The sequence below is a fragment of the Limnohabitans sp. Jir72 genome (assembly GCF_003063575.1).
In the GTDB taxonomy this organism is placed as follows: domain Bacteria; phylum Pseudomonadota; class Gammaproteobacteria; order Burkholderiales; family Burkholderiaceae_C; genus Limnohabitans_A.
Genome location: NZ_NESC01000009.1, coordinates 17,474 through 41,695 on the forward strand (window position 1 = coordinate 17,474; position 24,222 = coordinate 41,695).

Genomic DNA, 24,222 nt, shown 5'->3' on the forward strand with positions numbered 1-24,222 from the left:
GGTTTGGGTGAACGGGAATAACCTACTGCGGCGCTATACTATTCAACATTGATTCCGGAGAAACACCATGAGCGCCGTCGCAGAAAACATCCAGACCGAAATGCCCGCACCGATTGTCTTCACCGACAGCGCGGCCGCCAAAGTGGCTGACTTGATTGCAGAAGAAGGCAACCCGGATCTGAAGCTGCGCGTGTTCGTGCAAGGTGGCGGCTGCTCGGGCTTTCAATACGGTTTCACCTTCGATGAAATCACCAACGAAGACGACACCACCATGAGCAAAAACGGTGTTTCGCTGCTGATCGACGCGATGAGCTACCAATACCTGATTGGCGCTGAAATCGACTACAAAGAAGATCTGCAAGGTGCCCAGTTCGTGATCAAAAATCCGAACGCCACATCCACCTGCGGCTGCGGCTCGTCTTTTTCGACTTGATCCAACAAACTGGCGAGCAGGGCTCGCCACGACTCAACCGGGGTCAGCGTGGATAAATCGCCCCCAGCACACGGGCGCCTCTGGCGCCCGTGACGCTTTGCAAGCTGGCGGTTTCGCGGCGCAGCGTCTTGAACGCCAGCCAAGCAAAGGCAGCAGCTTCCACCTGCAACGCAGGCAAGCCGCGCTGTTCGCTGCTGACCACCGCAACCCCCGGCAAAAGCTCAGACAGGCGGCGCATCAAGTGCCCATTCAAAGCCCCGCCGCCACAGACGATCAAGCTGTGCGCCTCTGCCGCAAAGCGCTTCACATCCATGGCACAGGCCTGCGCAGTGAACTCGGTCAAGGTGGCTTGCACGTCCGCGGTGGCCAGTCCCGCGAACGCCCCCAAATGCTGCGCCAGCCAAACCGGGTTGAACAAATCACGCCCGGTGCTCTTGGGCGGCGTGCGGCGCAAGAATTCTTCGCTCAGCAAACGTGCCAGCAGCCCAGCATGAACCTGCCCGCTGGCTGCCCATGCGCCATCTCTGTCAAAAGGCTGGCCCGTGTGGGTTTGGCACCAAAAATCCATCAGGGCATTGCCTGGCCCGCAGTCCCAGCCCTTTACGCCGCCATCGGCCTGCAAGACGCTGATGTTGGAGATTCCGCCAATGTTCATGGTCGCCACACACGCGCCCGCTTGGCCGAACACCCCTTGGTGGAAGGCGGGTACCAAAGGCGCGCCCTGACCGCCAGCGGCCAGATCGCGGTTGCGAAAATCCGCCACCACATCGATGCCCGTGAGTTCTGCCAACAACGATGCATTGATCAGCTGGATCGTGTAGCCCACCGCCGGGTGTTGCTCGTCACCATCGAACTCCAGCGGTCTGTGGCGTACGGTCTGGCCATGCGCGCCAATGGCGTCAATGCTGGCCGCCACTTGCCCCGTCTGTTCCAGCAAATCGTGTGCCACCCGGGCATAGTGCCGGGCAATCGCGTTGGCAGACAAAGCACCTCGGTGAATTTCGTCGGGGCCGCTGACATTCAGAGCCAGCAAGGCTTCGCGAAACGGTGCGTCAAACGGCGTGAACGCATGCGCCAGCACCTGCATCTGGCCTTGTGGGGTGATGCGCGCCAGTACGCCATCGACGCCGTCGAGCGACGTGCCCGACATCAAACCAATGAACAGGCAGGCAGACATGGAGGGAGTGGCAGAAAGGTAAAGCAACAACGCCGTGATGATGCCAGCAAAAAAGCGGACCGGCCGCCTCCAGGCACGTCGAAGATCACAACTCGCTGTTGTCGCGCATCATTGCAGCGGCTTGGAGCTGCGATCGGGCATATTTGACAGACGCATTGAAGCGGGGCATCGCGGAGGGTGAAACGGGGGTGCTTTGCGCTTGCTGGATGACGCTTTGAGGGTCGACATGCACGCCATTGACGCGAAACTCAAAGTGCAGGTGAGGGCCTGTAGACCACCCGGTTGTTCCCACTGCGCCAACGGATTGGCCTTTTTGTATGGCTTGGCCTTTGCTCACATGGATGCGACTCAAGTGGGCGTATACCGTGCTGTGATTGGCGCTGTGACGAACAATCACCACATTGCCAAAGCCATTTTGGACGCCTGCAAAATCGACCACGCCGTCACCGACCGACATGGCAGGTGTGCCAACAGGAGCGGCATAGTCCACGCCGTTGTGTTTTTGCAGTGTCTGGAAGATGGGATGCAGCCGCATGCCCATGCCACTGGTGTTGCGTGAGAACGCCACTGGGGCTGCCAAGTAAGCGCGTCGAAGGCTCTTGCCGTCCATGGCGTAATAATTGCCTTTTTGACCGGGTTCTTGGAACCAGATGGCTTGGTACAGCTTGTTCTCGTTGTTGAATTCTGCGCTCAGAACGCGGCCTGTACGGACGGGCTCGCCATCGGCCTCAAGGACTTCGTAGACCACTGAGAAGTGAGCGCCTTTCCGCAATGTGCGGTGGAAGTCGATCTGACTTGAGAAGATATCAGCCAGCTGGCTGATCACGGCATCGGGCAAGCGAGCTTCATCGGCCGCAGCATACAGAGAGCTGGCCACGGTGCCGCCGGTCATGCGCACACTGGTGTTCAGTTCGGCAGACTCCAATGCCGCTTGTAAACCTCGATCGGTGTATCGCACGACCAAGCGTTGGAAGGCCGTATCGGTTTCGTTGCGCAGCCATCGCACAGTCAGTTGGCGCAATTGTTGTTGTCCGTTGACTTCCACTGAAACAGTGCGGCCCGCGCGCAGCAAGGCTTGTTTGGCCAAAAGGTTGTTGCGCAGGAAAGCGGCAGCTTTTGCATCCACCACGCCCATGCGCCGCAGCAGGCTTTCGGGCGTGTCGGAAGATCGCGTCAGGTCCGTACGAATCAACTTCAGATCGATCTGTTCAATGGCTTGCGCCTGGGCGGCCAGATCTGCCACGTTAATGGTGGTGGTGATACTGACCACGGGTTGATCAGCGATGTCTGGCCCCAAGTTGGCCACAGCGAAAGCACCGCCCCCGCCGCCCAGCAAAACCGAAGCGAATGTGATGCTGATGGTTTTAGGGTGGCGCAGCAAACCCGTGCGCAAGACCTGCAGGCCGTGCATCAACTGAGGATGTTGGCCGTCCAGCCAGATCAAGCCGCGCTGTGCAAAAGACAAGCTGTGACCCAGGGCAAGCGAGCCCTGCAACAACAGCTTCATCAACAGCGCGCTCAGGCGGGCTTTGAAATCGTTCAAAAAGAGCATTTACTTCAGAAATTGCTTTGGCCAGCATCGCATTTGCAGTGCTGGTCAATGAATATAGACAAGCGCATCCACCTAAAATGGAGGCCTTGGTGAGGCACAGATTTTACCGCCCGAGCCCAATTGACTCCAGAAAAAACCTTTATGAATCAAGCGCTTGTTACAAAATACCCGATCACGGATTCGGTTTTGAATGCTTTGGAGGTCACTTTGCGCGGCTGTGAAGAGCTGATTCCCAAAGAAGACTGGCTGCAAAAACTGGCCAAATCCGAGGCCACAGGCGTGCCCCTGCGCATCAAGCTGGGCTTGGACCCGACCGCGCCCGACATCCACATCGGTCACACCGTGGTGCTCAACAAAATGCGCCAGCTCCAAGACCTGGGGCACCAAGTCATTTTCCTGATTGGCGACTTCACCAGCCTGATCGGCGACCCGTCCGGTCGCAACAACACCCGCCCGCCGCTCACGTCTGAGCAGATCAAGCTCAACGCCGAAACCTATTACAAGCAAGCCAGCCTCGTGCTGGACCCCGCCAAAACCGAGATCCGATACAACAGCGAGTGGTCGCTCCCCTTGGGCTCCATGGGCATGATCCAGCTGGCCGCCAAGTACACCGTGGCCCGCATGATGGAGCGCAACGACTTCCACGACCGCTTCCACGCAGGCACCCCCATCAGCGTGCACGAATTTTTGTACCCACTCATGCAAGGCTACGACTCGGTGGCACTCAAGAGCGATCTGGAGTTGGGCGGCACCGATCAGAAGTTCAACCTGCTCATGGGCCGCCACCTGCAGGCCGAATACGGACAGGACCAGCAATGCATCCTGACCATGCCCCTGCTCGAAGGCCTGGACGGCGTGGACAAAATGTCCAAGTCCAAGAACAACTACATCGGCATCACCGAAGAAGCCAACAGCATGTTCGCCAAGGTGCTGAGCATCTCCGACACCCTCATGTGGCGCTGGTACACGCTGCTGTCCTTCAAGTCCATGGCCGAAATCGAAGCACTTAAAAAAGAAATCGAAGGCGGGCGCAACCCCAAAGACGCCAAGGTCATGCTGGCCAAGGAAATCACCACCCGATTCCACAGCGCAGCCGCTGCCGATGCCGCCGAGCAAGACTTCATCAACCGCAGCAAAGGCGGCGTCCCCGACGACATCCCCGAGGTCTCCCTGTCCGGCGCCCCCATAGGCATTGGCGCCTTGCTCAAATCGGCAGGCCTGGCCCCTTCCACCACAGAAGCCGGGCGCCTGATTGACGGCGGTGGCGTGCGCATTGACTCCACGGTCATCAGTGACAAAGGCCTCAAGCTCGAAGCGGGCACCTACGTGGTGCAAGTGGGCAAGCGCAAGTTCGCCAAAGTCACCCTGGCCTGATCCGGTCACGGGCGCTTCATCGCTGCGGAGTATCCTCAACGCATGAAACAACTTGATGCCTGGATGAACCCAAAGCGCATGCTTTGGGCCTCGGTGGTGGTCGCTCTGATCACCATCGCCCTCAAAACCCTGGCCTGGTGGCTCACCGACTCGGTCGGCCTGCTGTCCGACGCCATGGAGTCCCTGGTCAACCTGGCCAGCGCCATTTTCGGCCTCATGATGGTCACCGTGGCCGAAATGCCGCCCGACGAAGACCACCCCTACGGACACCACAAAGCCGAATACTTTTCCTCCGGCTTCGAGGGCATCCTCATCATCGTGGCTGCTCTTGGCATCGTCTGGGCTGCGGCGCACCGCATCTTTGACCCCCAGCCGATTGAGCAAGTCGGCCTGGGCTTGGCCCTGTCGGTGGGCAGCTCGGCCCTCAACGGCTTGCTGGCCTGGCTCATGTTCCGCGCCGCCAAACAACACCGCTCGCTGGCGCTGCAAGCCGATGCCCGCCACCTGGTCACCGACGTCTGGACCTCCGCTGGCGTCGTGCTCGGCATCGCGCTGGTCAGCGTCACCGGCTGGCTGTGGCTTGACGCCGTTGTCGCCATCGGCGTCGCCCTCAACATCCTCAAAGAAGGCGCTCACCTCGTCTGGGAATCCTCGCAAGGCCTCATGGACGAAGCGGTGGAAGCCGAGGTCTTGGCCGACATCCATACCGTCTTGCAGGGCTTTGCCCACCAGCGTGGCGATGTCGAAATCATCCGCTTTGACCACCTCACCACCCGCAAAGCCGGACAACGCCGATTTGTCGACGTGCACATGCACATGCCCGCCAGCTGGACACTGGGCCGCGCCGCCGCCCTGCGCACCAGCGTCGAGCAAGCCCTCATGAGTGAAGTGCCCGGTCTGCGCGCCAGCATCCAGCTGCTGCCCAGCGACGTCGAAGCCCACTTCGACGACCCCCGCGACCTGAAATGATCGCCCTCCTGCAGCGCGTGAGCCAAGCCAGCGTGCAGGTCGATGGCCAAGTCATCGGCCAGATCGGCGCCGGCCTGCTTGTTTTGCTTTGCGCCGAAAAAGGCGACACCGACGCCGTGGCCGACAAAATGCTCGCCAAGATGCTCAAGCTGCGCATCTTCAGCGACGACGCCGGCAAGATGAACCGCAGCGTGCAAGACATCGGCGGCGGCCTGCTCATCGTCAGTCAATTCACCCTGGCCGCCGACGTGGCAGGTGGCAACCGCCCCAGCTTCACCCAAGCCGCCCCACCCGACGAAGGCCGACGCCTGTATGACCACTTCGTCGCCCAAGCCCGCACCCAGCACCCCCAGGTGCAAACCGGCCGCTTCGCCGCCGACATGCAGGTCTCGCTCGTCAACGACGGCCCCATCACCATCCCCATGCGCATGAGTGCTTGAAAAGAGCGTTATGCCGATGCACAGGCCATGGTGACTCAGTCAATGGTGTGCAGGGTGGACTGAGGCCGTTGAACTGCAGATGGTTTTCATGTCGGTCCGCAATCATCAGCCTCGCCACCGATAATCCCTGCATGACTGTAAAACCCCAAGACGCGACATCGCTTCGCTTTGACCAGCTGACGCTGGCGCCCGCCACCCTTCAAAACCTTGAGCAATTGGGCTTTGCCCAGATGACGCCCATTCAGGCGGCGAGCTTGCCTGTGACTTTGGCGGGGCAGGACCTGATTGCCCAGGCCAGCACCGGCAGCGGCAAGACCGTGGCCTTTGGCTTGCCCCTGATTGAACGCTTGCAAAGCGCGGGCTCGCCCAGCGCGCCGGTGCAAGCGGTGATCTTGTGCCCCACCCGCGAGCTGGCCGATCAGGTGACGATGGAAATCCGCCGCCTGGCCCGTGCCCGCCAAAACGTGAAGGTGGTCACCCTGTGCGGTGGCGTGGCCTTGCGCGGCCAAACGGTGAGCCTAGAGCACGGTGCCGACATCGTGGTGGGCACGCCCGGTCGCATCTTGGACCACCTGGAGCGCGGCTCGCTGAGCTTGGCTGGCGTGAACACGCTGGTGCTGGACGAAGCCGACCGCATGTTGGACATGGGCTTTTTTGACGACATCGCCAAGGTGGTGCGCCAGTGCGCCAAGGACCGCCAGACTTTGTTGTTTTCGGCCACCTACCCCGAGGGCATTGACAAGCTGGCTGCGCAGTTCATGCGCCAGCCCAAGACCATCCAGGTCGAGGCGCAGCACAGCGCGCACAAGATCCGCCAGATCTTTTTTGAAGTGACCGAGCACGAGCGTTTGCATGCCGTGTCCAGCATCCTGGCCCATTACCGCCCCGAGCGCACGCTGGTGTTTTGCAACACCAAGCAGCAGTGCCGCGATGTGGTGGCCGTGCTGCAAGCCCAGGGCTTGAGCGCTTTGGCTTTGTATGGCGAGCTGGAGCAGCGCGAGCGCGATCAGGTGCTGGTGCAGTTTGCCAACCGCAGCTGTTCGGTGCTGGTGGCCACCGATGTGGCTTCGCGTGGGCTGGACGTGGAAGGCTTGGAGGCTGTGATCAACGTGGACGTGACGCCCGACGCAGAGATTCACATCCACCGCATTGGCCGCACCGGCCGGGGCGATGCCGAAGGCTTGGCGCTCACGCTGGTCAGCATGGACGAGATGGGTTCGGTCGGCAAGATCGAGGTCTTGCAAGGCCGCGAATCCGATTGGCAGCCTTTGTCCATCCTGATGCCTGCAGCCGGTGGCCCTTTGCGCCCACCGATGCGCACTTTGCAAATCGTGGGTGGCCGCAAGGAAAAAATCCGCGCAGGCGACGTGATGGGCGCACTGGCTGGCGAGTGCGGCTTGACCCGCGAGCAGGTCGGCAAGATCAACGTGAACGAGTTTTCGACTTATGTGGCGGTGTTGGCCGATCTGGCCAAGAAGGTCGAGGCGCAGCTGTCGAGCGGCAAGATCAAGGGCAAGACTGTGAAGGTCCGATTGATCTGACGTTTGTTTCTGTTGGGGGGGGCGGTGTGTGAGGGGATGCGGCGGGCTCCTCATAACGGGGTACCGACAAATCGTCGCCCGCCGCATCCCCTCACACACCTGAGTTGTCATTCGCGCAAATGGTTGGCTGTGAATTAGCGGCTTTCGATTCGAAGCCTGCAGGTTTGACATGGCTCAGATGACCCGCGAGTTTTAAAAGAGCACCACGGCCTTGTGTGGGATGGGGCCGGGTGACGATTTGTCGGTACCCCGTTATGAGGAACCCGGCCCCTTCCCATTCAAGGCCTCACCCGCTGAACACTACAGATAAGGGTTCTTGATCCCCAACTCCGCCAGGATGTCAATTTCGTAGGCCTCCATCTCTTCGGCATCGGCCTCGCTGGTCTCGTGGTCCCAGCCCTGGGCGTGCAAGGTACCGTGCACCAGCAGGTGCGCGTAATGCGCTGCCAGCGTCTTGCCTTGCTCTTTGGCCTCACGCGCGACCACCGGGGCGCACAGCACCAGGTCGGCCAGCACCACGGGTTCTTGCGCATAGTCAAAAGTCAGCACGTTGGTGGCGTAGTCCTTTTTGCGGTAGCTCTTGTTGAGCTCGCGGCCTTCTTTCTCGCCCACGATGCGCACCGTGATTTCGGCGTCGTCGGCCAAGGCGTGGCGAATCGCGCGTGTCACCGCGTGGCGGGGCAGGGCGGCGCGGTGGCGGGCTGCATCAGGCATGTCGCCAAATTGCAGAGAGAGCTGGAGTTTTTGCAGGGCCATGGGTGCTTGTCGGGTGTCGGTCGGGTGTCGGTCGGGTGTTCAGTCGTCGGTGGGCAAAGGCTTGCGGCGGGTGCTGATGCCTGCGCGCATGACCGCGCTGCCTTGCGCTTCGTAGGCGTCCACGATGCGGGCCACCAGCGGGTGGCGCACCACATCGGCGCTGCTGAAACGGGTGAAAGCAATGCCTTTGACGCGCTTCAAGACGCGCTCGGCGTCGATCAGACCGCTCAATTGCCCTTTGGGCAAGTCGATCTGGCTCACATCGCCCGTGACCACGGCCTTGGCGCCAAAGCCGATGCGGGTCAAGAACATCTTCATTTGCTCTGTGCTGGTGTTTTGCGCTTCGTCCAGAATCACAAAGGCGTTGTTCAGCGTGCGCCCGCGCATGAAGGCCAGCGGCGCGATCTCGATGGCGTTGCGCTCAAAGGCTTTTTGCACCTTGTCGTAACCCATCAGGTCGTACAGCGCGTCGTACAGGGGGCGCAGGTAGGGATCGACCTTTTGCGACAGGTCGCCCGGCAAGAAGCCCAGGCGTTCACCGGCTTCCACCGCCGGGCGCGTCAGCACAATGCGCTGCACGCTGGAGCGCTCCAGCGCGTCCACCGCGCAGGCCACGGCCAGATAGGTCTTGCCCGTGCCTGCTGGGCCAATGCCAAAGCTGATGTCGTGGCTGGCGATACTTTCCAGATACGCCGCCTGCACGGGGGTGCGGGCCTTCAGGTCGGCGCGGCGGGTTTGCAGCGCGGGCAGCTCGGCTTCTTCGCCCCCGCTGTCGCCCACCAGCATGAGTTGCACCATGTCAGGGGCAATCGGGCGGTCGGCCCGCTCGTAAATCGCTTGCAATATCTCCATGGCCCGCATGGCCACCGCCTTGGGGCCGTCTACCTTGAACTGCTCGTGCCGGTGCGCGATGCTCACTTGCAGACCCGCTTCAATGGTGCGCAGGTGCGCGTCCATCGGGCCGCACAGGTGCGACAGGCGGGTGTTGTTGTGCGGGGTGAAGGTGTGTCTGACGATCAAGTTGATAATCCTAGGTGAGCGCGGTGCCGGGTCATTGGCCACCGCGCATTTTCTCCCATGATAGGCATTTGAAGGCACCCTCTCCATGATTGGCAAACTGACCGGCATCCTGAGCGACAAGAACCCCCCCGAGGTGATCGTGGACTGCCATGGCGTGGGCTACGAGGTGAATGTGCCCATGAGCACTTTCTACAACTTGCCCGCCACCGGCGAGAAGGTCAGCCTGGTCACGCACTTTGTGGTGCGCGAAGACGCCCAGATCTTGTACGGCTTTGCCACTTTGAGCGAGCGCGAGGCGTTTCGCCAGCTCATCAAAATTTCGGGCGTGGGCCCCCGCACCGCCCTGAGTGTGTTGTCCGGCATGAGCGTGGATGACTTGGCCCAAGCCATCACCACCCAAGAAGTGGGGCGTCTGGTCAAAGTGCCGGGTATCGGCAAAAAGACAGCCGAGCGCCTGCTGCTGGAGCTCAAGGGCAAGCTGGGGGGGGACTTGGGCGGCCTGTTTGCCGTGAACACCAGCGACGCGCAAAGCGACATCCAGCAAGCCCTGATGGCGCTGGGTTACAGCGACAAGGAAGCGTCGGTCGCCCTCAAGAGCCTGCCCGCCGATGTGGGCGTGAGCGAGGGCATCAAGCTGGCGCTCAAGGCCTTGAACAAATAAACATTCGGGCGGCCTTGTGTTTGGATATCCGTTGGATATACTTTGTGCATGAAAACCACTGCCTTGACCATTTCCACTTGGGGCAACAGCCACGGCATTCGTCTCAGCCGAGAGTTGATGCAGACGCTGGGCATCACGCCGGGCACGCCTTTGCAAGCCACCGTCGTGTCCAAAGGGTGTTTGGAGTTGCGCGCCGTGCCTCAGCGCCCCAGCTTGCAAGACAAGTTGGCGGCTTTTGACCCCCAGGTGCACGGTGGTGAGGTCATGCAGGATGCCCCCCAAGGCGCCGAGTTTGGGGCTTCCGAGTGAGCCGGTCCGTTTGGGTGCCCGACCGGCAAGACATCATCTGGATCAATTTCAATCCGCAGGTGGGCCGCGAGATGCGTGACATGCACCCCATGCTGGTCCTGTCACCCAAGGCTTTCAACGACAGGACATCGTTGGTCATCGGCTTTCCCATGTCCACGGCAGCTTACAACGCCACCAACCCGTTTGCGATTGACAACAGCAAATCGGCCAAGCAAGCGAGCTACATCATTTGCAACCAGCCCAAGAGCTTTGACTGGCGACAACGTGGTGCGACACCTCACCCATGGAAGCGGGTCAGTGACGCCATTTTTCAATCCGCTCGTCTTGAGCTCAACGACATCATCGAGTTGGTTTCCCCATGAGCATCCGCACCGACGACTTTTTGCCCGAACCCGTGCCCCGAGTCATCTCGGCCGCCCCCGTGTCGCACCAAGAGGAAGCCATTGAGCGCGCCTTGCGCCCCAAACTGCTCGACGAGTACGTGGGTCAGGTCAAGGTGCGAGAGCAGCTGGAGATCTTCATCAGCGCGGCCAAGATGCGCGAGGAGCCGCTGGACCATGTGCTGCTGTTTGGCCCGCCCGGTTTGGGCAAGACCACGCTGAGTCACATCATTGCCGCCGAGTTGGGCGTGAACCTGCGCCAAACCAGTGGCCCGGTGCTCGAAAAGCCCAAGGACCTGGCGGCGCTGCTGACCAATTTGGAGCGAAACGATGTGCTCTTCATCGACGAGATCCACCGCCTCTCGCCTGTGGTCGAGGAAATCTTGTACCCCGCGCTGGAGGACTACCAGATCGACATCATGATCGGCGAAGGCCCAGCGGCGCGCAGCATCAAGCTCGATTTGCAGCCCTTCACCCTGGTGGGCGCGACCACCCGCGCCGGCATGCTCACCAACCCGCTGCGCGACCGCTTTGGCATTGTGTCGCGGCTGGAGTTCTACACCCCCGAAGAGTTGACCCGCATCGTGACCCGCAGCGCTGGGCTGCTCAAAGCGCCGATCGACGCCGAAGGCTCGTTTGAAATCGCCCGACGCTCACGCGGCACGCCGCGCATTGCCAACCGCTTGCTGCGCCGGGTGCGCGACTATGCCGACGTCAAAGGCGACGGCACCATCCACAAGGCCATCGCCCAAAAAGCCCTGGTCATGCTGGACGTGGACCCCGAAGGCTTTGATTTGATGGACCGCAAACTGCTGGAAGCGGTGATCCACCGTTTTGACGGCGGCCCAGTGGGCTTGGACAACATCGCCGCCAGCATCGGCGAAGAGCGTGACACCATCGAGGACGTGATCGAGCCGTATTTGATCCAGCAAGGTTATTTGCAGCGCACCCCGCGTGGGCGCATCGCCACGCTGGCGGCCTTCAAGCATCTGGGCGTGACACCGCCCAAATCGTTTGGCGAACGGATGTAAAGTCAAAAACCACTTGCCTTTGCGGGCGCTGATCGATCCGAGCTGTCGACAAGCGATGCCAAGTTGCTTTTCGCAGGAGCCCACCCCGTGGGCGATTGCCTGCATACAGCCACCCCACGCCATCGCCCAAAGGGTTGGGCTCCTACAGAATCTGACATCACGCAAGTGGCCCCTTGTAAGAGCTCACCCCTGTGAGCGTGTGCGCTGACGAACGGGGGCTGACTCGCCCGCTGGGGCGGTCTCCCACTGAGGCTTCAGGCTGTCGCCTCGTCCTTGCCCAGCGCATCCAGGTGCGAGGTGTCGCCCCAGCCGACCAATGACAAGCCTTGCGGTGTCCACAGCAGCCGGTTGACGGCGGTGTTGGTCAGCTGCCAGGTACGCGGTGCCTGCAGGTCCAGTCGGGTCGCTGCGCGGTAGAGGATGTCCATCACGCCGCCGTGCGCGACCATCACGATTTGCTGGCCGGGGTGGCGTGCGGCCAATTCGTCTACGGTGTTCAAAATGCGTTCGCGCAGCACGATCAAGGACTCGCCACCGTCCGGTGGCACCCACTCGGGGGTGCGTTTGCGCCAGTGCCAGGCTTCGCCCGGCAACTCGGCCTCGATCTCGGCAAAAGTGCGGCCCTGAAAAGCGCCAAAGTGCCGTTCGCGCAAGCCGGGGTGTGCCGTGACCGATTGGCCCACGGCTTGGGCAATCGCGCTGGCGGTGGTGTGGGCGCGCGACAGGTCGCTGGCATACACCGCGTCGATGGCATCGCGCTGTACCAGAGTTTGGGCCAGGTGCGCGGCTTGCTGCAAACCCACCTCGTTGAGCGGAATGTCCAGATGCCCCTGGAGGCGGGTGTCCACGTTCCAGGCGGTTTCTCCGTGCCGAATGGCCAGAATGCGGGTGGCGTCCATGCGAGGCAGTGTCCAGAAAATTCAGCGGGGGATTTCGATGTTCACCCGGCGCAGACCGGCTGGCGGGTTCGGAAAGTTGGCCATGGCGGCCTGGAACAGCGTGGCAAACAGCTGCGCGCTGTCGTTCCAGGGGCCATCGTGCGTGGCGCGGGTTTCATAGACCACTTGGCTGGATCTCAAGTCGCGCATGATCAGGCTGACTTCGCGGCGATATTGTGTCGGGGGCGGAAAGCGCATGCCCATGCCCAGACCCACGTTGGGCCCGATGCCGCGCCCCATGGAAATGCTGCCGTAAAAAGGCGACCAGGCACCCGGTGGCAAAGGACGGCCCCAAGGATCGGCCAGGTATTGCGTGCCCGCAAAGCCCACCAACACGCTGAGCTGGGCATTCGCATCGTCACGCACCAAACCCACCGCCGTCATGGCCGCTTGTGCTTGTTGTTCGGCCAGGCCTGCTTCGGGGTTGTTGGCCTGCGAGGGCAGGCGCTCAAAGCGGTATGTGGCCCCTTGCAAGCTCATGCCTGCAGGTGCGGCGGCCACCGACACCACATCGCTGTCGATCAGACGCACAGTGGCGCAGCCCGACAACAGCGCCATGGCCAGAGCGGCCATGGCCAAAGAAATCCGCCAAGTGAATGGGCGATCAAACGGCTGAGTTGGTTGGCGCATGACCCGTCTCCAGAGGTTTACATCGAGATGACCTGAATGCCCGGCAAGGACGCTTCCTTGAACTCTTCTTCGTCAAAGGCTTTGTCGCCGTCGTCCGATTCAATGCCGGTGATCTTCAAGTCTTTGAAGCCGTGCAGTTTGGCGTCCATCAAATGCGAGGGCACCACATTTTGCAAAGCCGCAAACATGTTTTCAATGCGGCCAGGGTGCTTCTTTTGCCACTCGCGCAGCATGTTGCCCACCTGCAGGCGTTGCAGGTTTTCTTGGCTGCCACACAGGGTGCACGGGATGATGGGGAACTGTCGGTGCTCTGCCCAACGGATCAGGTCGGTCTCGGCCACGTAGGCCAGCGGGCGGATGACCATGAACTCGCCGTTGTCGCTGACCAGCTTCGGGGGCATGCCTTTGAGCTTGCCGCCAAAGAACATGTTCAAAAAGAAGGTCTGCAGCATGTCGTCGCGGTGGTGGCCGAGCGCCAGCTTGTTGCACTTCAACTCCCGTGCCACGCGGTACAAAATACCTCGGCGCAGACGCGAGCACAGGCTGCACATGGTCTTGCCTTCGGGGATCTTGTCTTTCACGATCGAATACGTGTCTTGTGTTTCGATGTGGTACTCCACACCCAGCTCTTTGAGGTAGGCAGGCAGGATGTGATCGGGAAAGCCGGGTTGCTTTTGGTCGAGGTTGACCGCGACCAACTCAAAGTCCACCGGAGCACGGGCCTTCATCTTGAGCAAGATGTCCAACATGCCGTAGCTGTCTTTGCCACCCGACATGCAGACCATGATGCGGTCGCCCGCTTCGATCAGGTTGAAGTCACTGATCGCCTGGCCCATTTGGCGGCACAGGCGTTTTTCGAGCTTGTGGGTTTCGCGTTCGATCTTGATGGCTTTGGCCGCTGCTGCATTGGCTTCGGCCTCAGCGTCCACCCAGGTGTTTTCAGTTGTTGTGTTCATGTTCACCACTGTCCGGTTTCCATGCGAATGGCCACTTCGCAGTCTTCAAAAATTTCAAGTTTGGCAATCTTGACGCGCACGCCCAACACGCCGGGCAATTGCATCAGGCGGTTCGACACTTTGCCGATCAGCGTTTCCAGCAGGTTGATGTGCTCGGCGGTGCATTCGTCGATGATGATTTTGCGCACCTTGCGGTAGTCCAGCACATGGTGGATGTCGTCGTCGCTGGGCAGCAGGGGCTGCGTGCCCAGGTTCAGCTCGGCATCGACCTGGATCGGCTGCGGGTCTGTTTTTTCGTGTTCCAGAATGCCCAGATTCGCGTCAAAGCGCAAACCGGTCAGCTCCAAAGTTTGGTGTCCTGCGGGTGTTTTCATGGCGCGGATTTGATTTGGAAAATTTCAACCCCGACGGCTTCGCAGTCCGGGTACACATCGGGTTTGCAGCTGGACAGGCGCACCGCCTGCACCTGCGGGTGCGCGACCAGCTCGCGCATCAGATCGTCGCACAAAGTCTCTTGCAACACGATGTGGCCCTGGGCCACCCGGCGCGCAATCACCTCGCGGATGAAGTCGTAGTCCACCACCTCGGCCAAATCGTCTTGCGCAGGGGTGGACGCGCTGTAGGGCACGAACAGCTCGACGTTGAAGACGATGCGCTGGGGCCCGAGCTTTTCAAAATCGTGTGCGCCGATGCGCACGTCCACCGTGTGGTTGCGCAAAAACAGGCGGCGGCAGTTCAGCGCCAAATCGGTCATCAGCGCGCTCATGCAGGGTCTTTCGGTTCACCCAAAAACATCACGTCGCGCGCCAAAGGCACCAGGTGTTGGCCGTTGTCCACACACACCGTGGTGCCGGTGATGCAGGGGTTTTGCGCCAGAAAAACGCAAGTGGCCGCCACCTGCGCCGGGTCGATCGGTTCGCGCAGCAGGTTCACGCGGCTGTTGCGGTCAAAGTTCTCTTGGGTTTGTGGGCCGCTCAAAAACATCAGGCCCGGAGCCACGCCGCACACGCGCAAAGGGGCCAGGGCTTGCGCCTGCAAGGAGACGGCACGTTCCAGCGCCAGTTTCGAGACGGTGTACGAGAAATAGTCCGGGTTCAGGTTGAACACCTTCTGGTCCAGGATGTGGACCACGCTGCGCTGGCCGGGCGTGGCCTTGGGCGCGGCTTGCCTGGCCATCAGCGAGGCCAGCAGCATGGGGGCGATCAAGTTCACTTCGAGTTGTTGGCGCGCGCCGGGCAAGTCCATGTCGGTGCCTTCATCGGGCTCGAACAAAGACGCGTTGTTCACCAAGCAATCCAGCGGCCCGGTGGTTTGCGTGATGTGGGCCACCATGCGCTCGACCTCAAAGCTTTTCGCCAAATCGGCTTGCACGCATTCAATGTGGCCCCCTGCGGCCCGCAACTCAGCCTGCAGTGCCTTGGCCGCATCGGCCGAGCGTTGGTAATGGCACCACACGCGCCAGCCCGCCGCCGCAAATTGGCGAACGATCTCGGCGCCCAGGCGGTGAGCGCCACCGGTGACCAGAACTTGTTTCATGAATGAAGTGAATGGATGCGGTGGATTTGTCACCCCGGACGTGGGTTCGGGGTCCCTGCTTGCGCCAACATGGATGCAGGATCAAATCCTGCATGACAGCGGGTCAAGCAAACCGCCAATTATCGGGCAAGCCATGAATTCGGACTTGGCACCCCGTCAACCCCCGTACACCTTCGGCGACAATCACCGCGTGACCACGCAGCATCCCCATCATTCTTCCGAATTGACCCGCCTCATTCACCAAGCCATCGCGCAAGCGGGCGGCTGGATCGGCTTTGACCGCTTCATGGCCATGGCCCTGTACGAGCCGGGTCTGGGCTATTACACCAACGACCTGCAAAAGTTCGGTGCCATGCCGTCTTCGGGCAGCGATTTCGTGACCGCGCCCGGTTTGTCGCCGATGTTTGGATCCACCCTGGCGGTGCAGGTGCGCCAAGCCTTGCAAGCCACAGGCACGCAGGAGGTCTGGGAATTTGGCGCTGGCACCGGCGCCTTGGCCCTGCAGTTGCTGGACAGCTTGGGCGACGCGGTGGCGCGTTACACCATCATCGACTTGTCGGGCACCTTGCGCGCCCGGCAGGCGCAGACCTTGGCGGCGCACGCCCACAAAGTGCGCTGGCTCGACGCCTGGCCCGAGGTGATTGAAGGCGTGGTGGTGGGCAACGAAGTGCTCGACGCCATGCCGGTACAGCTTTTGCAGCGCACAGGTGGCGTTTGGCACGAGCGCGGTGTGGTCAGCGCAGGCGAGGGTGAGGGCCGGACCTTGGCTTGGCAAGACCGCCCGACCGACTTGCGCCCACCGATGGCCATCGAGGGCGAGCACGACTACCTGACCGAAATCCACCCGCAAGCTGAAGCCTTCATCGCCAGCCTGGCCGAGCGCTTGCAGGCCGGCCGTGGCGGCGCGGCGTTTTTTCTGGATTACGGTTTCCCTGAGGGCGAATACTTCCACCCCCAACGCCACATGGGCACTGTCATGTGTCACCAGCTGCACCAGGCCGATGCCGATCCGCTGGTGGCGGTGGGTCAAAAAGACATCACGTCCCACGTCAACTTCACCGGTGTGGCGCTGGCCGCTCAAAACGCGGGCTTGCATGTGCTCGGCTACACCAGCCAAGCTTGGTTTTTATTGAACCTGGGTCTTGCCGAGCGCATGGCCGAGGCTTCTTTGGCCGAGCGCAGCCAGGCCCAGCGACTGGTCAACGAGCACGAGATGGGCGAGCTGTTCAAGGTGATCGGCTTGGCCACCTCGGCCGATTGGGCCGCACAAGGGTTTGACCGGGGTGACCGGTCGCACCGGCTCTGAACCGCAACAAAGGCGCACATGTTCCGTTGGCTGATCGTCGTATTGCTGGCCCTGATCATCTTCAGTGGCCTGCAGCCTTGGCTGCAGAAGTTGGGCTTTGGCCGCCTGCCGGGCGATTTCCGCTTTCGCCTGTTCGGGCGCGAATGGTTCATCCCGATCACCAGCACCTTGCTCTTGAGCATGCTGGCCAGCGTGATCGCCAAGTGGCTGTGAGCGGGCGCAGATAAGCGCTGCAAGCTCGAACGTGTTACAGTGCGACACGCCATTGGCGACTTATGCCCATCTAGCTCTTCGCGAGCCGATAGCGCATCCCGGCAGAGGGATGCCAGTCTTGTCCTCCACTGTGCTCATCGCCCGCCATGCTTTTACAGCTGGGCCCAGACGATTTTTTTGCTTCCTTTTGATGCACCTCTGCACGGTGCGCTGTGGTCCACTCCCAGTGGATTTATCGGAGGCGTTTTTGGCACCAGGACATGCCAAATCCCGCGCCGCGAGACCGCCCCAAAGAGGCAGGAAAAGCGGCCTGATCTCCGTTAGATAAAATCCATGTCGATTCACCATTGTTTTCACAAGTCCATTTCGATGGGCAAGTACCGAATCCAACCCTGCTCCCGCGTGCTGCCCAATGGGGCTTTTGGCGCGCAAGTGTCCGTGGCCAGTGGCCGCGGAAGCGCCAGCACCGACCGCGTGATGCGGTTTGTGCCCGAATTTGCAACGTCTGCCGCTGCCAGCCAATACGCCCTCGATGAAGGCGTGCTCTGGGTTGAGCGTCAGACCACCAAACCGATTCTGTTTTGAGAAAGACGTTTTAAATGGCTAAAGAAGAACTGATTGAACTGATGGGCGTGGTCAACGAAGTGTTGCCCGACACGCGTTTTCGCGTGACCCTGGACAACGGTCACCAGCTGATCGCTTACTCCGCAGGCAAGATGCGCAAGAACCACATCCGCATTTTGGCCGGGGACCGCGTGACCCTGGAGCTGTCGCCTTATGACCTGAGCAAAGGGCGCATCAGCTTCCGTCACTTGGCTGGTCGCGCCCCCATGGCGCCTCGCACGCCTCGTTGACCCGGGTGGGCAGCGTTGGCTGCCCAGTTTCAGGCTCTTGAAGCGGTGGGCATGGCCCCCAAGTGGGGTGTAACCACAAAGGGTTTTCATGACCGCCACCACCGACTCTGTTCACATCGTCTGTCCGCACTGCCACACCACCAATCGGGTGCGCGTGGCCGACATGCGCAGCAGCCCTGAGTGTGGGCAATGCCACAAAAATCTTTTTGACGGGCATCCGCTGGCGTTGGACGCCACCTCTTTTGACCGCCACATGGGCCGCAGCCAGATTCCCGTCCTCGTGGACTTCTGGGCTCCTTGGTGCGGGCCCTGCCGCATGATGGCCCCGGCTTACGAGCAAGCCGCCAGTTTGCTGGAGCCCCAAGTGCGGCTGGCCAAACTCAACACCGAAGACGCGCAGGGCATCGCCGCCCGTTTCAACATCCGCAGCATCCCCACGCTGGCGCTGTTTGTAGGCGGCAAGGAAGTGGCCCGCCAAGCGGGCGCGTTCCGAACAGCGCAAGACATCGCCGATTGGACCCGTTCGCATTTGTGAGGAGGCGTTGGTTGGCAATGAAGGCAGCGCCCCGTTGATCCGACCTTTTGAAGCCCTGAGCCAAAGCCTTGCCGCGAACCTTGATGCAGGAGCCCACCCCTGTGGGCGATGGGCGTGGCACACGCCCTTCAAAGCATCGCCCACGGGGTGGGCTCCTGCAAGGGAACAATGGCGCCAGCCATGTCGACCTGAAGGCGCCGACCTACTGGACAATATTTCGGATGGCGCGCACCCTTGCTTGCGTGATCCGCTCACCGATCTGTGGGCCTTTGAGCCCCGCTTGAGCAGCCGCTTGCGCGATGGGCGCTGTCTCGACCGACAAGGCCGCTTGCTGTGCCTGCAACAAACGGGCGGCTTGCGGATAAGTGGCGTCGGCAAAACCCAGACGCCCCCGCGCATCGCATTCACAGGCTTGCAGCACCCGTTCAAAGCGCTCGGCCTGGCGAACAGCGTCGCAGCGTTCCAATAATCGCATCACTGCCTCGGCGTTCAACTCAGCACTGCGGTGGATGTTGCCGTGCTCACGCGCCACCACTTCGGCCAGTTCCTTGCAATCGGTGGGCACGCGCAGGCGATCACACACCTTGAGCAACAACTTCACGCTGCGCCCTTCGTGCCCGATGTGGCGCGGCAGCACATCAGCGGGGGTTGTGCCTTTGCCCAGGTCGTGTAACAAACAAGCCACGCGCACCGAAAGCGGCGTGTGCAGCTGCGCGGCCATGTCCATCACCAGCATCATGTGCACACCGGCGTCGATTTCGGGGTGGTATTCGGCCCGTTGCGGCACGCCCCACAGCTTGTCCAGCTCGGGCAGCAGCACCCTCAAGGCGCCGCATTCGCGCAGCACCTCGAACATGCGCGAAGGCTTGGTGCTCATCAGGCCTTTGGCCAGTTCTTGCCAGACGCGCTCGGGCACCAAGTGGTCGACTTCACCGCCCGTGACCATCTGGCGCATCAATGCCATCGTTTCTTCGGCCACGGTGAAATCGGCAAAGCGCGCCGCAAACCGTGCCAAGCGCAGAACGCGCACAGGGTCTTCGGCAAAGGCCTCGGTCACGTGGCGCAGCACCTTGGTCCGCAGGTCGCGCTGGCCGCCATAGGGGTCGACGATGTGGCCCGTCCAAGCGCTGGGCGGCTCGTGCGCCAGTGCCTCGGGCACAGCCATGGCGTTGATCGTCAGGTCGCGCCGGGCCAGGTCTTCTTCGAGCGAGACGTCTGGCGCGGCCTGCACCGCAAAGCCTTTGTAGCCCCGCGCTGTTTTGCGCTCGGTGCGGGCCAGGGCGTATTCCTCGCGGCTTTGGGGGTGCAAAAATACCGGAAAGTCCTTACCCACCGGCACATACTTTTGAGCGGTCATGGCCTCAGGCGTGCTGCCCACCACCACCCAGTCGCGATCATTGACGGACAAGCCCATCAAGGCATCGCGCACCGCACCGCCGACGACAAAAACGTTCATGTCAACCGCTTCGCTCAGCGAGCCACCCGGAAGGGCTCTTCGAAGTCAATGAAGTCCTTTTCGGCCAAAGCGTCGTCGATCCATGCTTTCACACCGGGCAGGGCGCACACGCGGTCCATGTAGGCGGCCACATCGGCAGGTACCGGCAAGGCATAGGTTTTCAGGCGCATGACCACCGGGGCAAAGTAGGCATCGGCGATGGTGAAGTGGCCAAACAGCATGGGGCCGCTGTGTTCTTGCAGCAGACCACTCCAGAGGCTGCAGATGCGGTCCAGGTCGGCGCGCACGGCGGGCTTGTCGCGCAGGGCGAGTGCGCCAATCTCGGGCAGGTGCGCCTCGATGTTCATCGGGCAGGCGCTGCGCAGGCCCCCAAAGCCGCTGTGCATTTCGGCGCAGATGCTGCGAGCGCGTGCGCGGGCAGCGCGGTCAGCGGGCCACAACAGCTTGTCAGGAAACTGTTCCGCCACATATTCTGCAATCGCCAGGGTGTCCCAGATGGCCAGCCCATCGTGCACCAGCACAGGCACCTTGCCGACCGGATTCACGGCCTTGAGTGACGCCTTGAATTGCGAGTCCGGGGCGAAGCTGTCAAAGCGGACATAAACCTCTTCAAAGGCGATGCCCGCCTGGCGCAGCAGCACCCAGGGGCGCATGGACCAGGACGAGTAATTCTTGTTGGCGATGTAAAGCTGCAGCATGTGGTGGCTCCCCTTGTTTTTCTGCCATCAGTCCGTCATGGAAGGTCTGGGTTGGGCTCGGCTTGGGCGCTGTTGCGCGGCCCGACTTGGCCCAGACGGCTTTTAAGCGATTGCGGCTGCCGGGTCAGGATGGCGGCGTAGTTGGTGGTGTTGGACAGCACCTTTTTCACGTAATCGCGGGTTTCCTGAAAGGGCACGTTTTCGGCCCAGATGGCCGCTTCCAGCACCGGGCCATTGCGCCAGTTGCGTGGGCGGTTGGGGCCTGCGTTGTAGGCGGCAGCGGCCATGGCCATGGAGCCTTCAAAGTCGCTCAGCACCAGCTTGAGGTAACCGGTGCCAATGGCCACGTTGACCTCTTTGTCGGTGATCTGCTCGGGCGTGAAGCTGGTCATGCCGATTTTTTTGGCCGTCCATTTGGCGGTGGCGGGCATGACCTGCATCAGGCCCGAGGCGCCCACGCCCGAGCGGGCGTCCATGATGAAGCGGCTTTCCTGGCGGATCAGGCCGTACACATAGGCCGGATCGAGTTTGACCTCGCCTGCGCGGCGCACCACGATGTCGCGCAACGGCATCGGAAAGCGCTGCTCAAAATCGATCACGTCCTTGGTGCGTTCGCTGGTGTTGATGCAGCGGTCCCACACTTGGCGCTGGCAGGCCAAGTCGGCGGCAGCCAGCAGTTCGCGGTCGTTCATGCCGCCGGGGCTGTGCAAATTGGTGCTGTAGTTCCATTCGCGGTTGCCCTCGGCACGCAGGCCGATGCTGATCGCGTAAAGGGCACGTTGCAAACCGGGGTTGGCCTGGGCGGTGGCTTTTTCCTGGGCCGTCAAAGCCGCAGGGCGCTCCGGCACGGTGATGTTTTGGCCCAGCTCTTCCAGCGCGAGTTGTTCGTAAAAGCCGCGCACGCTGGCAATGCTGCGCAGCAGGTTTTGAGCCTCTTGTTTTTGCGCGGCATCGTTGCCCGCGGTGGCCAGCAGGGCGCGGGCTTGCCAATAGGTCCAGGTGGCGTCCTTGCGGGCTTCTGGCGACATGGCTTGCGTGGCACTCAGCACCTGTTTCCACTGGCCCATGCGCAAGGCGGCGCGCACTTTCCAGCCCAGCAAGTCATCGTTCAGGTCAGCGTCTTTGCGCACGTTGGCAAAGTAGCTGCTCGCGTTGTCCTGCAACTTTTGAGCGGCCTGTTTGCCAATCACGGCCCAAGTCCAGTTGCGCTCTTCGGCGCTCAGCAGCAAGCCCCAGTGTTTGTCCAGCCGTTCGGCGGCCTCCTCGGGGTCGCTGGCGGCCAGGCGGATCAGGGCCAGCGTGGCCAGCTCTTTGCGGCTCTTGGTGATGGCGATGATGCGTTTGTCCAGATAGCGGGTCGGATCGGCGTGGATCAAGGCCACTTGCTCTGACAAGCGCGGGGCTTCGATGTCCACAGCGTCTTTGGCCGGTTTGGGCCGGTTGGCGTCCATCGCCATGCGCGCCTTGCGCCACAAATCCAGGCCGTTGATCTGCTTGCCTGAATGCAAGTGTTCGGCCACATAAGTGCAGCCATCGTCGGCCTCGCGCAACGAATACCACAGGCGTTTGGCTTCGTCGGCCACATTGGCCTTGCTGTTGATGGCTTCGGTCACCAGCGCATAACAGCGCACTTCGCGGTCATCGCGCATGCGGTAGTTGGGGTATTCGGCTGTGAAGTTGGCCCAGTCACGGCGCTTGCCCAGTTGCAGCAACCAATCGGTGCGCAGGCGGTCTTCGTAATAAGTGCCCGCATAGTTGCTCAGAAAGCTTCGGATCTCGGACTCCGGCGCGGTGTCCAGCCGTGGGCGCAACTCCCAATAAGCGGCCAAAGGCTCCAGCACATGCCCACGGGCTTGCGCCAGCAAAGCGCTCAGGCGGGCTTTGTCGTTTTTGCGGAACGCCTGGGCCATCTCCAGCAGCGTGTCATCGCCCTTGTTTTGTGCTTGCGCAGGAAAACTGGCCAGACCTGTCACGGTCAGTGCGCCAACCAGTGTCAGAATCGGTGTCAGTTGCTTGAATGGATAAGGCATGGGTTGATTATGGACAAAGCACACGCCAAGAAAGCCTTGCGAAAGGCCTTGATCGAAGAAAGATTGAACCTGCCGGACCGCCTCGCGCGGGCCGAGGCGCTGCAGCGCGTCATGCGCATTTGGCTGTTCGACCGTCCGGACACCGTGATCGGCGCTTACTGGCCCATCAAGGGCGAATTTGACCCCTTGCCCGTGCTGCACCGCTGGAAAGAAGACGGCGAGCTGCACGGCGAACCGCAGCGCCGCCAAATCGGCCTGCCGGTGGTCAACAAGCTGCACAAGACCTTGACCTTTCACACTTGGTACCCCGGCTGCCCGATGGAAGAGGACGCCTACGGCATCCCCAAGCCCAAGGACACCGAAGTCATCGTGCCCACCTTGCTGTTTGTGCCCTGCGTGGGCTATGGCATTGGCGGTTATCGCTTGGGGTATGGCGGCGGGTTTTACGACCGCACCCTGGCCACGCTGCAGCCCAAGCCGTTCACCGTGGGCCTGGGCTTTACCCAGGGCTATGTGGACGACCTGGAACCCGAGCCGCACGACGAGCCGCTGGACGCCATCCTCAACGACAACGGCGTGGTCTGGCCCGTTTGACACACTGAAACATGGCACGCCCCAAATCCGCCACCCACGAGATCAAGCGCGACGCGATCCTGGACATTGCCGCGCAATCCTTTGCGCAAAGCAGCTACCCGGCCGCCAGCATGAACGAGATCGCCGCCGCCTGCGGCACGTCCAAAGCCCGGCTGTACCACTACTACGAGAGCAAAGAAGCCATTCTGTTTGATTTGCTGGACCGCCACACCCAGCGCCTGCTGGGTTTGATCGCGCAGACCGAAGCCACAGCCCAGCGCAAAAACCTGGACGACCGCGCCGCCCTGCACGAGCTGGTGCGGGCCTTTTTGCAAGAGTACGAAACCTCGGCCACCCGCCACGCGGCGCTGCTCAACGACACCCAGTTCCTGAGCGATGTGCCCGACCCGGCGCTGGGTGCTAACGCCGTGTCGCCGCGCGAGCTGGTGCTCAACCGCCAGCGCGACATCGTCGCAGCCATGACCCGCTTTTTGAAGCGCGCCTACCCCGAGCGCCTGACGCCCACCAACCAGACCGCCCTGACCATGATGCTGCTGGGCATGATCAACTGGACCTTCACTTGGCTGCGCCCGGGCGGACCGATCAGCTATGCGGCTTTTGCCGAAGAAGTCATCGCCATGCTCGAAAAAGGTTTGGGTTGAGGGCGAAAGGCCAGACGCTTGCACAACCAGTGGGGTAGGAGCCCACCCCTGTGGGCGATGGGCGTGGCACACGCCCTGCAAACCATCGCCCACAGGGGTGGGCTCCTACGGCTCCGAGAGGGGGATGCGTCGAAGCGCGCCATGTTGGACCTGAAGGTTGACCTGTCGGTACAGGCCATTGGCTTGTGTGGG

General features: G+C 61.5%; 29 protein-coding genes. 16 read left to right on the forward strand and 13 right to left on the reverse strand.

The genetic code is table 11. From position 1 onward, the window contains the following. The first annotated feature begins 67 nt into the window (after window positions 1-67). Window positions 68-433 carry an iron-sulfur cluster insertion protein ErpA gene (gene erpA / locus B9Z52_RS13140; RefSeq protein WP_090137811.1) on the forward strand — a complete coding sequence of 122 codons (366 nt, stop codon included), beginning with the start codon at window positions 68-70 and terminating at the stop codon, window positions 431-433. Window positions 434-476: 43 nt separating this feature from the next. Here erpA and B9Z52_RS13145 read toward each other — a convergent pair whose 3' ends face one another. Both B9Z52_RS13145 and B9Z52_RS13150 read right to left on the reverse strand, forming a co-directional pair. Continuing rightward, window positions 477-1,610 carry an anhydro-N-acetylmuramic acid kinase gene (locus B9Z52_RS13145; RefSeq protein WP_108414312.1) on the reverse strand — a complete coding sequence of 378 codons (1,134 nt, stop codon included), beginning with the start codon at window positions 1,608-1,610 and terminating at the stop codon, window positions 477-479. Between the two features lie 85 nt (window positions 1,611-1,695). After that, a complete protein-coding gene (locus B9Z52_RS13150; protein ID WP_108414313.1) occupies window positions 1,696-3,162 on the reverse strand; it encodes a M23 family metallopeptidase in 1,467 nt (488 codons plus the stop codon). Between the two features lie 141 nt (window positions 3,163-3,303). Here B9Z52_RS13150 and tyrS point away from each other — a divergent pair, with 141 nt between their 5' ends. From tyrS to dbpA, 4 genes are all read left to right on the forward strand, one after another. Continuing rightward, a complete protein-coding gene (gene tyrS / locus B9Z52_RS13155) occupies window positions 3,304-4,536 on the forward strand; it encodes a tyrosine--tRNA ligase (protein ID WP_108414314.1) in 1,233 nt (410 codons plus the stop codon). Between the two features lie 42 nt (window positions 4,537-4,578). Then, window positions 4,579-5,505 (forward strand): cation diffusion facilitator family transporter, encoded by a 927-nt coding sequence (locus B9Z52_RS13160; RefSeq protein ID WP_108414315.1) that lies wholly within the window; start codon window positions 4,579-4,581, stop codon window positions 5,503-5,505. Beyond that, window positions 5,502-5,945: a D-aminoacyl-tRNA deacylase gene (dtd, locus tag B9Z52_RS13165; protein ID WP_108414316.1), complete on the forward strand. Its 444-nt coding sequence runs from the start codon at window positions 5,502-5,504 to the stop codon at window positions 5,943-5,945. Before B9Z52_RS13160 ends, dtd begins: the two co-directional genes overlap by 4 nt. A 131-nt stretch (window positions 5,946-6,076) precedes the next feature. Beyond that, window positions 6,077-7,486: an ATP-dependent RNA helicase DbpA gene (gene dbpA / locus B9Z52_RS13170; RefSeq protein ID WP_108414317.1), complete on the forward strand. Its 1,410-nt coding sequence runs from the start codon at window positions 6,077-6,079 to the stop codon at window positions 7,484-7,486. Window positions 7,487-7,786: 300 nt separating this feature from the next. On the opposite strand, the gene ybeY is transcribed toward dbpA, so the two are convergent. Next, complete coding sequence (gene ybeY, locus B9Z52_RS13175) at window positions 7,787-8,242, reverse strand: rRNA maturation RNase YbeY (protein ID WP_108414318.1); 456 nt, start codon at window positions 8,240-8,242, stop codon at window positions 7,787-7,789. 39 nt (window positions 8,243-8,281) lie between these two features. Beyond that, entirely contained in the window at window positions 8,282-9,262 is a 981-nt protein-coding gene (locus B9Z52_RS13180; protein WP_108414319.1) for a PhoH family protein, read from the reverse strand. A gap of 85 nt (window positions 9,263-9,347) precedes the next feature. Between B9Z52_RS13180 and ruvA the strand changes: the two genes are divergently transcribed. Genes ruvA through ruvB form a run of 4 tightly spaced genes read left to right on the forward strand, consistent with a single transcriptional unit; the run spans window position 9,348 to window position 11,643 of the window. After that, on the forward strand, window positions 9,348-9,923 hold the full coding sequence (ruvA, locus tag B9Z52_RS13185; protein ID WP_108414320.1) for a Holliday junction branch migration protein RuvA: 576 nt from the start codon (window positions 9,348-9,350) through the stop codon (window positions 9,921-9,923). 48 nt (window positions 9,924-9,971) lie between these two features. Continuing rightward, complete coding sequence (locus B9Z52_RS13190; RefSeq protein WP_108414321.1) at window positions 9,972-10,232, forward strand: hypothetical protein; 261 nt, start codon at window positions 9,972-9,974, stop codon at window positions 10,230-10,232. Beyond that, window positions 10,229-10,594, forward strand: a complete 366-nt coding sequence (locus B9Z52_RS13195; protein WP_108414322.1) for a type II toxin-antitoxin system PemK/MazF family toxin — start codon at window positions 10,229-10,231, stop codon at window positions 10,592-10,594. The genes B9Z52_RS13190 and B9Z52_RS13195 overlap by 4 nt, the downstream gene beginning before the upstream one ends. Beyond that, window positions 10,591-11,643 carry a Holliday junction branch migration DNA helicase RuvB gene (gene ruvB, locus B9Z52_RS13200; protein WP_108414323.1) on the forward strand — a complete coding sequence of 351 codons (1,053 nt, stop codon included), beginning with the start codon at window positions 10,591-10,593 and terminating at the stop codon, window positions 11,641-11,643. The genes B9Z52_RS13195 and ruvB overlap by 4 nt, the downstream gene beginning before the upstream one ends. Before the next feature lie 254 nt (window positions 11,644-11,897). Here ruvB and B9Z52_RS13205 read toward each other — a convergent pair whose 3' ends face one another. From B9Z52_RS13205 to B9Z52_RS13230, 6 genes are read right to left on the reverse strand one after another with little or no spacing between them, the layout of a single operon-like run. Beyond that, window positions 11,898-12,542: a histidine phosphatase family protein gene (locus tag B9Z52_RS13205; protein ID WP_108414324.1), complete on the reverse strand. Its 645-nt coding sequence runs from the start codon at window positions 12,540-12,542 to the stop codon at window positions 11,898-11,900. Window positions 12,543-12,563: 21 nt separating this feature from the next. Beyond that, window positions 12,564-13,211, reverse strand: a complete 648-nt coding sequence (locus B9Z52_RS13210; protein WP_108414325.1) for a DUF4136 domain-containing protein — start codon at window positions 13,209-13,211, stop codon at window positions 12,564-12,566. A 17-nt stretch (window positions 13,212-13,228) separates the two neighbouring features. Further along, window positions 13,229-14,167 carry a tRNA 2-thiocytidine(32) synthetase TtcA gene (ttcA, locus tag B9Z52_RS13215; protein WP_108414326.1) on the reverse strand — a complete coding sequence of 313 codons (939 nt, stop codon included), beginning with the start codon at window positions 14,165-14,167 and terminating at the stop codon, window positions 13,229-13,231. Window positions 14,168-14,169: 2 nt separating this feature from the next. Beyond that, window positions 14,170-14,541, reverse strand: a complete 372-nt coding sequence (locus B9Z52_RS13220) for a dihydroneopterin aldolase (RefSeq protein WP_108324516.1) — start codon at window positions 14,539-14,541, stop codon at window positions 14,170-14,172. After that, on the reverse strand, window positions 14,538-14,933 hold the full coding sequence (locus B9Z52_RS13225) for a dihydroneopterin aldolase (protein ID WP_108414327.1): 396 nt from the start codon (window positions 14,931-14,933) through the stop codon (window positions 14,538-14,540). Before B9Z52_RS13225 ends, B9Z52_RS13220 begins: the two co-directional genes overlap by 4 nt. After that, window positions 14,930-15,703 (reverse strand): SDR family oxidoreductase, encoded by a 774-nt coding sequence (locus B9Z52_RS13230; RefSeq protein ID WP_108414328.1) that lies wholly within the window; start codon window positions 15,701-15,703, stop codon window positions 14,930-14,932. The genes B9Z52_RS13225 and B9Z52_RS13230 overlap by 4 nt, the downstream gene beginning before the upstream one ends. Window positions 15,704-15,836: 133 nt before the next feature. On the opposite strand from B9Z52_RS13230, the gene B9Z52_RS13235 reads away from it, so the two are divergent. The 5 genes from B9Z52_RS13235 (at window position 15,837) to trxC (ending at window position 18,611) form a co-directional block, all read left to right on the forward strand. Continuing rightward, a complete protein-coding gene (locus B9Z52_RS13235; RefSeq protein ID WP_108414329.1) occupies window positions 15,837-17,009 on the forward strand; it encodes a class I SAM-dependent methyltransferase in 1,173 nt (390 codons plus the stop codon). A gap of 18 nt (window positions 17,010-17,027) precedes the next feature. Then, a complete protein-coding gene (locus tag B9Z52_RS13240) occupies window positions 17,028-17,222 on the forward strand; it encodes a DUF2905 domain-containing protein (protein ID WP_108414330.1) in 195 nt (64 codons plus the stop codon). Between the two features lie 369 nt (window positions 17,223-17,591). Beyond that, window positions 17,592-17,807, forward strand: coding sequence for a hypothetical protein (locus tag B9Z52_RS13245; RefSeq protein ID WP_233251958.1), 216 nt, complete (start codon window positions 17,592-17,594; stop codon window positions 17,805-17,807). 14 nt (window positions 17,808-17,821) lie between these two features. Next, a complete protein-coding gene (gene infA / locus B9Z52_RS13250) occupies window positions 17,822-18,076 on the forward strand; it encodes a translation initiation factor IF-1 (RefSeq protein ID WP_108414331.1) in 255 nt (84 codons plus the stop codon). Window positions 18,077-18,164: 88 nt separating this feature from the next. Beyond that, window positions 18,165-18,611, forward strand: a complete 447-nt coding sequence (gene trxC / locus B9Z52_RS13255; RefSeq protein ID WP_108414332.1) for a thioredoxin TrxC — start codon at window positions 18,165-18,167, stop codon at window positions 18,609-18,611. Between the two features lie 202 nt (window positions 18,612-18,813). Here the strand turns inward: trxC and B9Z52_RS13260 are convergent, their stop codons facing one another. The 3 genes from B9Z52_RS13260 to B9Z52_RS13270 are packed head-to-tail and all read right to left on the reverse strand — an operon-like array spanning window position 18,814 to window position 22,795. Then, window positions 18,814-20,067, reverse strand: coding sequence for a multifunctional CCA addition/repair protein (locus tag B9Z52_RS13260; RefSeq protein ID WP_108414333.1), 1,254 nt, complete (start codon window positions 20,065-20,067; stop codon window positions 18,814-18,816). 14 nt (window positions 20,068-20,081) lie between these two features. Then, on the reverse strand, window positions 20,082-20,765 hold the full coding sequence (locus B9Z52_RS13265; protein ID WP_108414334.1) for a glutathione S-transferase family protein: 684 nt from the start codon (window positions 20,763-20,765) through the stop codon (window positions 20,082-20,084). Window positions 20,766-20,800: 35 nt separating this feature from the next. After that, complete coding sequence (locus B9Z52_RS13270) at window positions 20,801-22,795, reverse strand: lytic transglycosylase domain-containing protein (protein WP_108414335.1); 1,995 nt, start codon at window positions 22,793-22,795, stop codon at window positions 20,801-20,803. A 9-nt stretch (window positions 22,796-22,804) separates the two neighbouring features. On the opposite strand from B9Z52_RS13270, the gene B9Z52_RS13275 reads away from it, so the two are divergent. Together B9Z52_RS13275 and B9Z52_RS13280 are read left to right on the forward strand one after the other, a co-directional pair. Then, window positions 22,805-23,389 (forward strand): 5-formyltetrahydrofolate cyclo-ligase, encoded by a 585-nt coding sequence (locus B9Z52_RS13275; protein ID WP_108414336.1) that lies wholly within the window; start codon window positions 22,805-22,807, stop codon window positions 23,387-23,389. A gap of 11 nt (window positions 23,390-23,400) precedes the next feature. Next, the gene (locus B9Z52_RS13280; RefSeq protein WP_108414337.1) at window positions 23,401-24,030 is read left to right on the forward strand and encodes a TetR/AcrR family transcriptional regulator; all 630 of its coding nucleotides are present in this window, start codon (window positions 23,401-23,403) and stop codon (window positions 24,028-24,030) included. Window positions 24,031-24,222 lie beyond the last annotated feature (192 nt).

What these genes read in the sequence shown, in the direction of transcription:
- erpA (WP_090137811.1), top strand. Translation starts at nt 68, where the DNA reads ATGAGCGCCGTCGCAGAAAACATCCAGACCGAAATGCCCGCACCGATT.
- B9Z52_RS13145 (WP_108414312.1), bottom strand. Translation starts at nt 1,610, where the DNA reads ATGTCTGCCTGCCTGTTCATTGGTTTGATGTCGGGCACGTCGCTCGAC.
- B9Z52_RS13150 (WP_108414313.1), bottom strand. Translation starts at nt 3,162, where the DNA reads ATGCTCTTTTTGAACGATTTCAAAGCCCGCCTGAGCGCGCTGTTGATG.
- tyrS (WP_108414314.1), top strand. Translation starts at nt 3,304, where the DNA reads ATGAATCAAGCGCTTGTTACAAAATACCCGATCACGGATTCGGTTTTG.
- B9Z52_RS13160 (WP_108414315.1), top strand. Translation starts at nt 4,579, where the DNA reads ATGAAACAACTTGATGCCTGGATGAACCCAAAGCGCATGCTTTGGGCC.
- dtd (WP_108414316.1), top strand. Translation starts at nt 5,502, where the DNA reads ATGATCGCCCTCCTGCAGCGCGTGAGCCAAGCCAGCGTGCAGGTCGAT.
- dbpA (WP_108414317.1), top strand. Translation starts at nt 6,077, where the DNA reads ATGACTGTAAAACCCCAAGACGCGACATCGCTTCGCTTTGACCAGCTG.
- ybeY (WP_108414318.1), bottom strand. Translation starts at nt 8,242, where the DNA reads ATGGCCCTGCAAAAACTCCAGCTCTCTCTGCAATTTGGCGACATGCCT.
- ruvA (WP_108414320.1), top strand. Translation starts at nt 9,348, where the DNA reads ATGATTGGCAAACTGACCGGCATCCTGAGCGACAAGAACCCCCCCGAG.
- B9Z52_RS13190 (WP_108414321.1), top strand. Translation starts at nt 9,972, where the DNA reads ATGAAAACCACTGCCTTGACCATTTCCACTTGGGGCAACAGCCACGGC.
- ruvB (WP_108414323.1), top strand. Translation starts at nt 10,591, where the DNA reads ATGAGCATCCGCACCGACGACTTTTTGCCCGAACCCGTGCCCCGAGTC.
- B9Z52_RS13205 (WP_108414324.1), bottom strand. Translation starts at nt 12,542, where the DNA reads ATGGACGCCACCCGCATTCTGGCCATTCGGCACGGAGAAACCGCCTGG.
- B9Z52_RS13210 (WP_108414325.1), bottom strand. Translation starts at nt 13,211, where the DNA reads ATGCGCCAACCAACTCAGCCGTTTGATCGCCCATTCACTTGGCGGATT.
- ttcA (WP_108414326.1), bottom strand. Translation starts at nt 14,167, where the DNA reads ATGAACACAACAACTGAAAACACCTGGGTGGACGCTGAGGCCGAAGCC.
- B9Z52_RS13220 (WP_108324516.1), bottom strand. Translation starts at nt 14,541, where the DNA reads ATGAAAACACCCGCAGGACACCAAACTTTGGAGCTGACCGGTTTGCGC.
- B9Z52_RS13225 (WP_108414327.1), bottom strand. Translation starts at nt 14,933, where the DNA reads ATGAGCGCGCTGATGACCGATTTGGCGCTGAACTGCCGCCGCCTGTTT.
- B9Z52_RS13230 (WP_108414328.1), bottom strand. Translation starts at nt 15,703, where the DNA reads ATGAAACAAGTTCTGGTCACCGGTGGCGCTCACCGCCTGGGCGCCGAG.
- B9Z52_RS13235 (WP_108414329.1), top strand. Translation starts at nt 15,837, where the DNA reads ATGAATTCGGACTTGGCACCCCGTCAACCCCCGTACACCTTCGGCGAC.
- B9Z52_RS13240 (WP_108414330.1), top strand. Translation starts at nt 17,028, where the DNA reads ATGTTCCGTTGGCTGATCGTCGTATTGCTGGCCCTGATCATCTTCAGT.
- B9Z52_RS13245 (WP_233251958.1), top strand. Translation starts at nt 17,592, where the DNA reads ATGGGCAAGTACCGAATCCAACCCTGCTCCCGCGTGCTGCCCAATGGG.
- infA (WP_108414331.1), top strand. Translation starts at nt 17,822, where the DNA reads ATGGCTAAAGAAGAACTGATTGAACTGATGGGCGTGGTCAACGAAGTG.
- trxC (WP_108414332.1), top strand. Translation starts at nt 18,165, where the DNA reads ATGACCGCCACCACCGACTCTGTTCACATCGTCTGTCCGCACTGCCAC.
- B9Z52_RS13260 (WP_108414333.1), bottom strand. Translation starts at nt 20,067, where the DNA reads ATGAACGTTTTTGTCGTCGGCGGTGCGGTGCGCGATGCCTTGATGGGC.
- B9Z52_RS13265 (WP_108414334.1), bottom strand. Translation starts at nt 20,765, where the DNA reads ATGCTGCAGCTTTACATCGCCAACAAGAATTACTCGTCCTGGTCCATG.
- B9Z52_RS13270 (WP_108414335.1), bottom strand. Translation starts at nt 22,795, where the DNA reads ATGCCTTATCCATTCAAGCAACTGACACCGATTCTGACACTGGTTGGC.
- B9Z52_RS13275 (WP_108414336.1), top strand. Translation starts at nt 22,805, where the DNA reads ATGGACAAAGCACACGCCAAGAAAGCCTTGCGAAAGGCCTTGATCGAA.
- B9Z52_RS13280 (WP_108414337.1), top strand. Translation starts at nt 23,401, where the DNA reads ATGGCACGCCCCAAATCCGCCACCCACGAGATCAAGCGCGACGCGATC.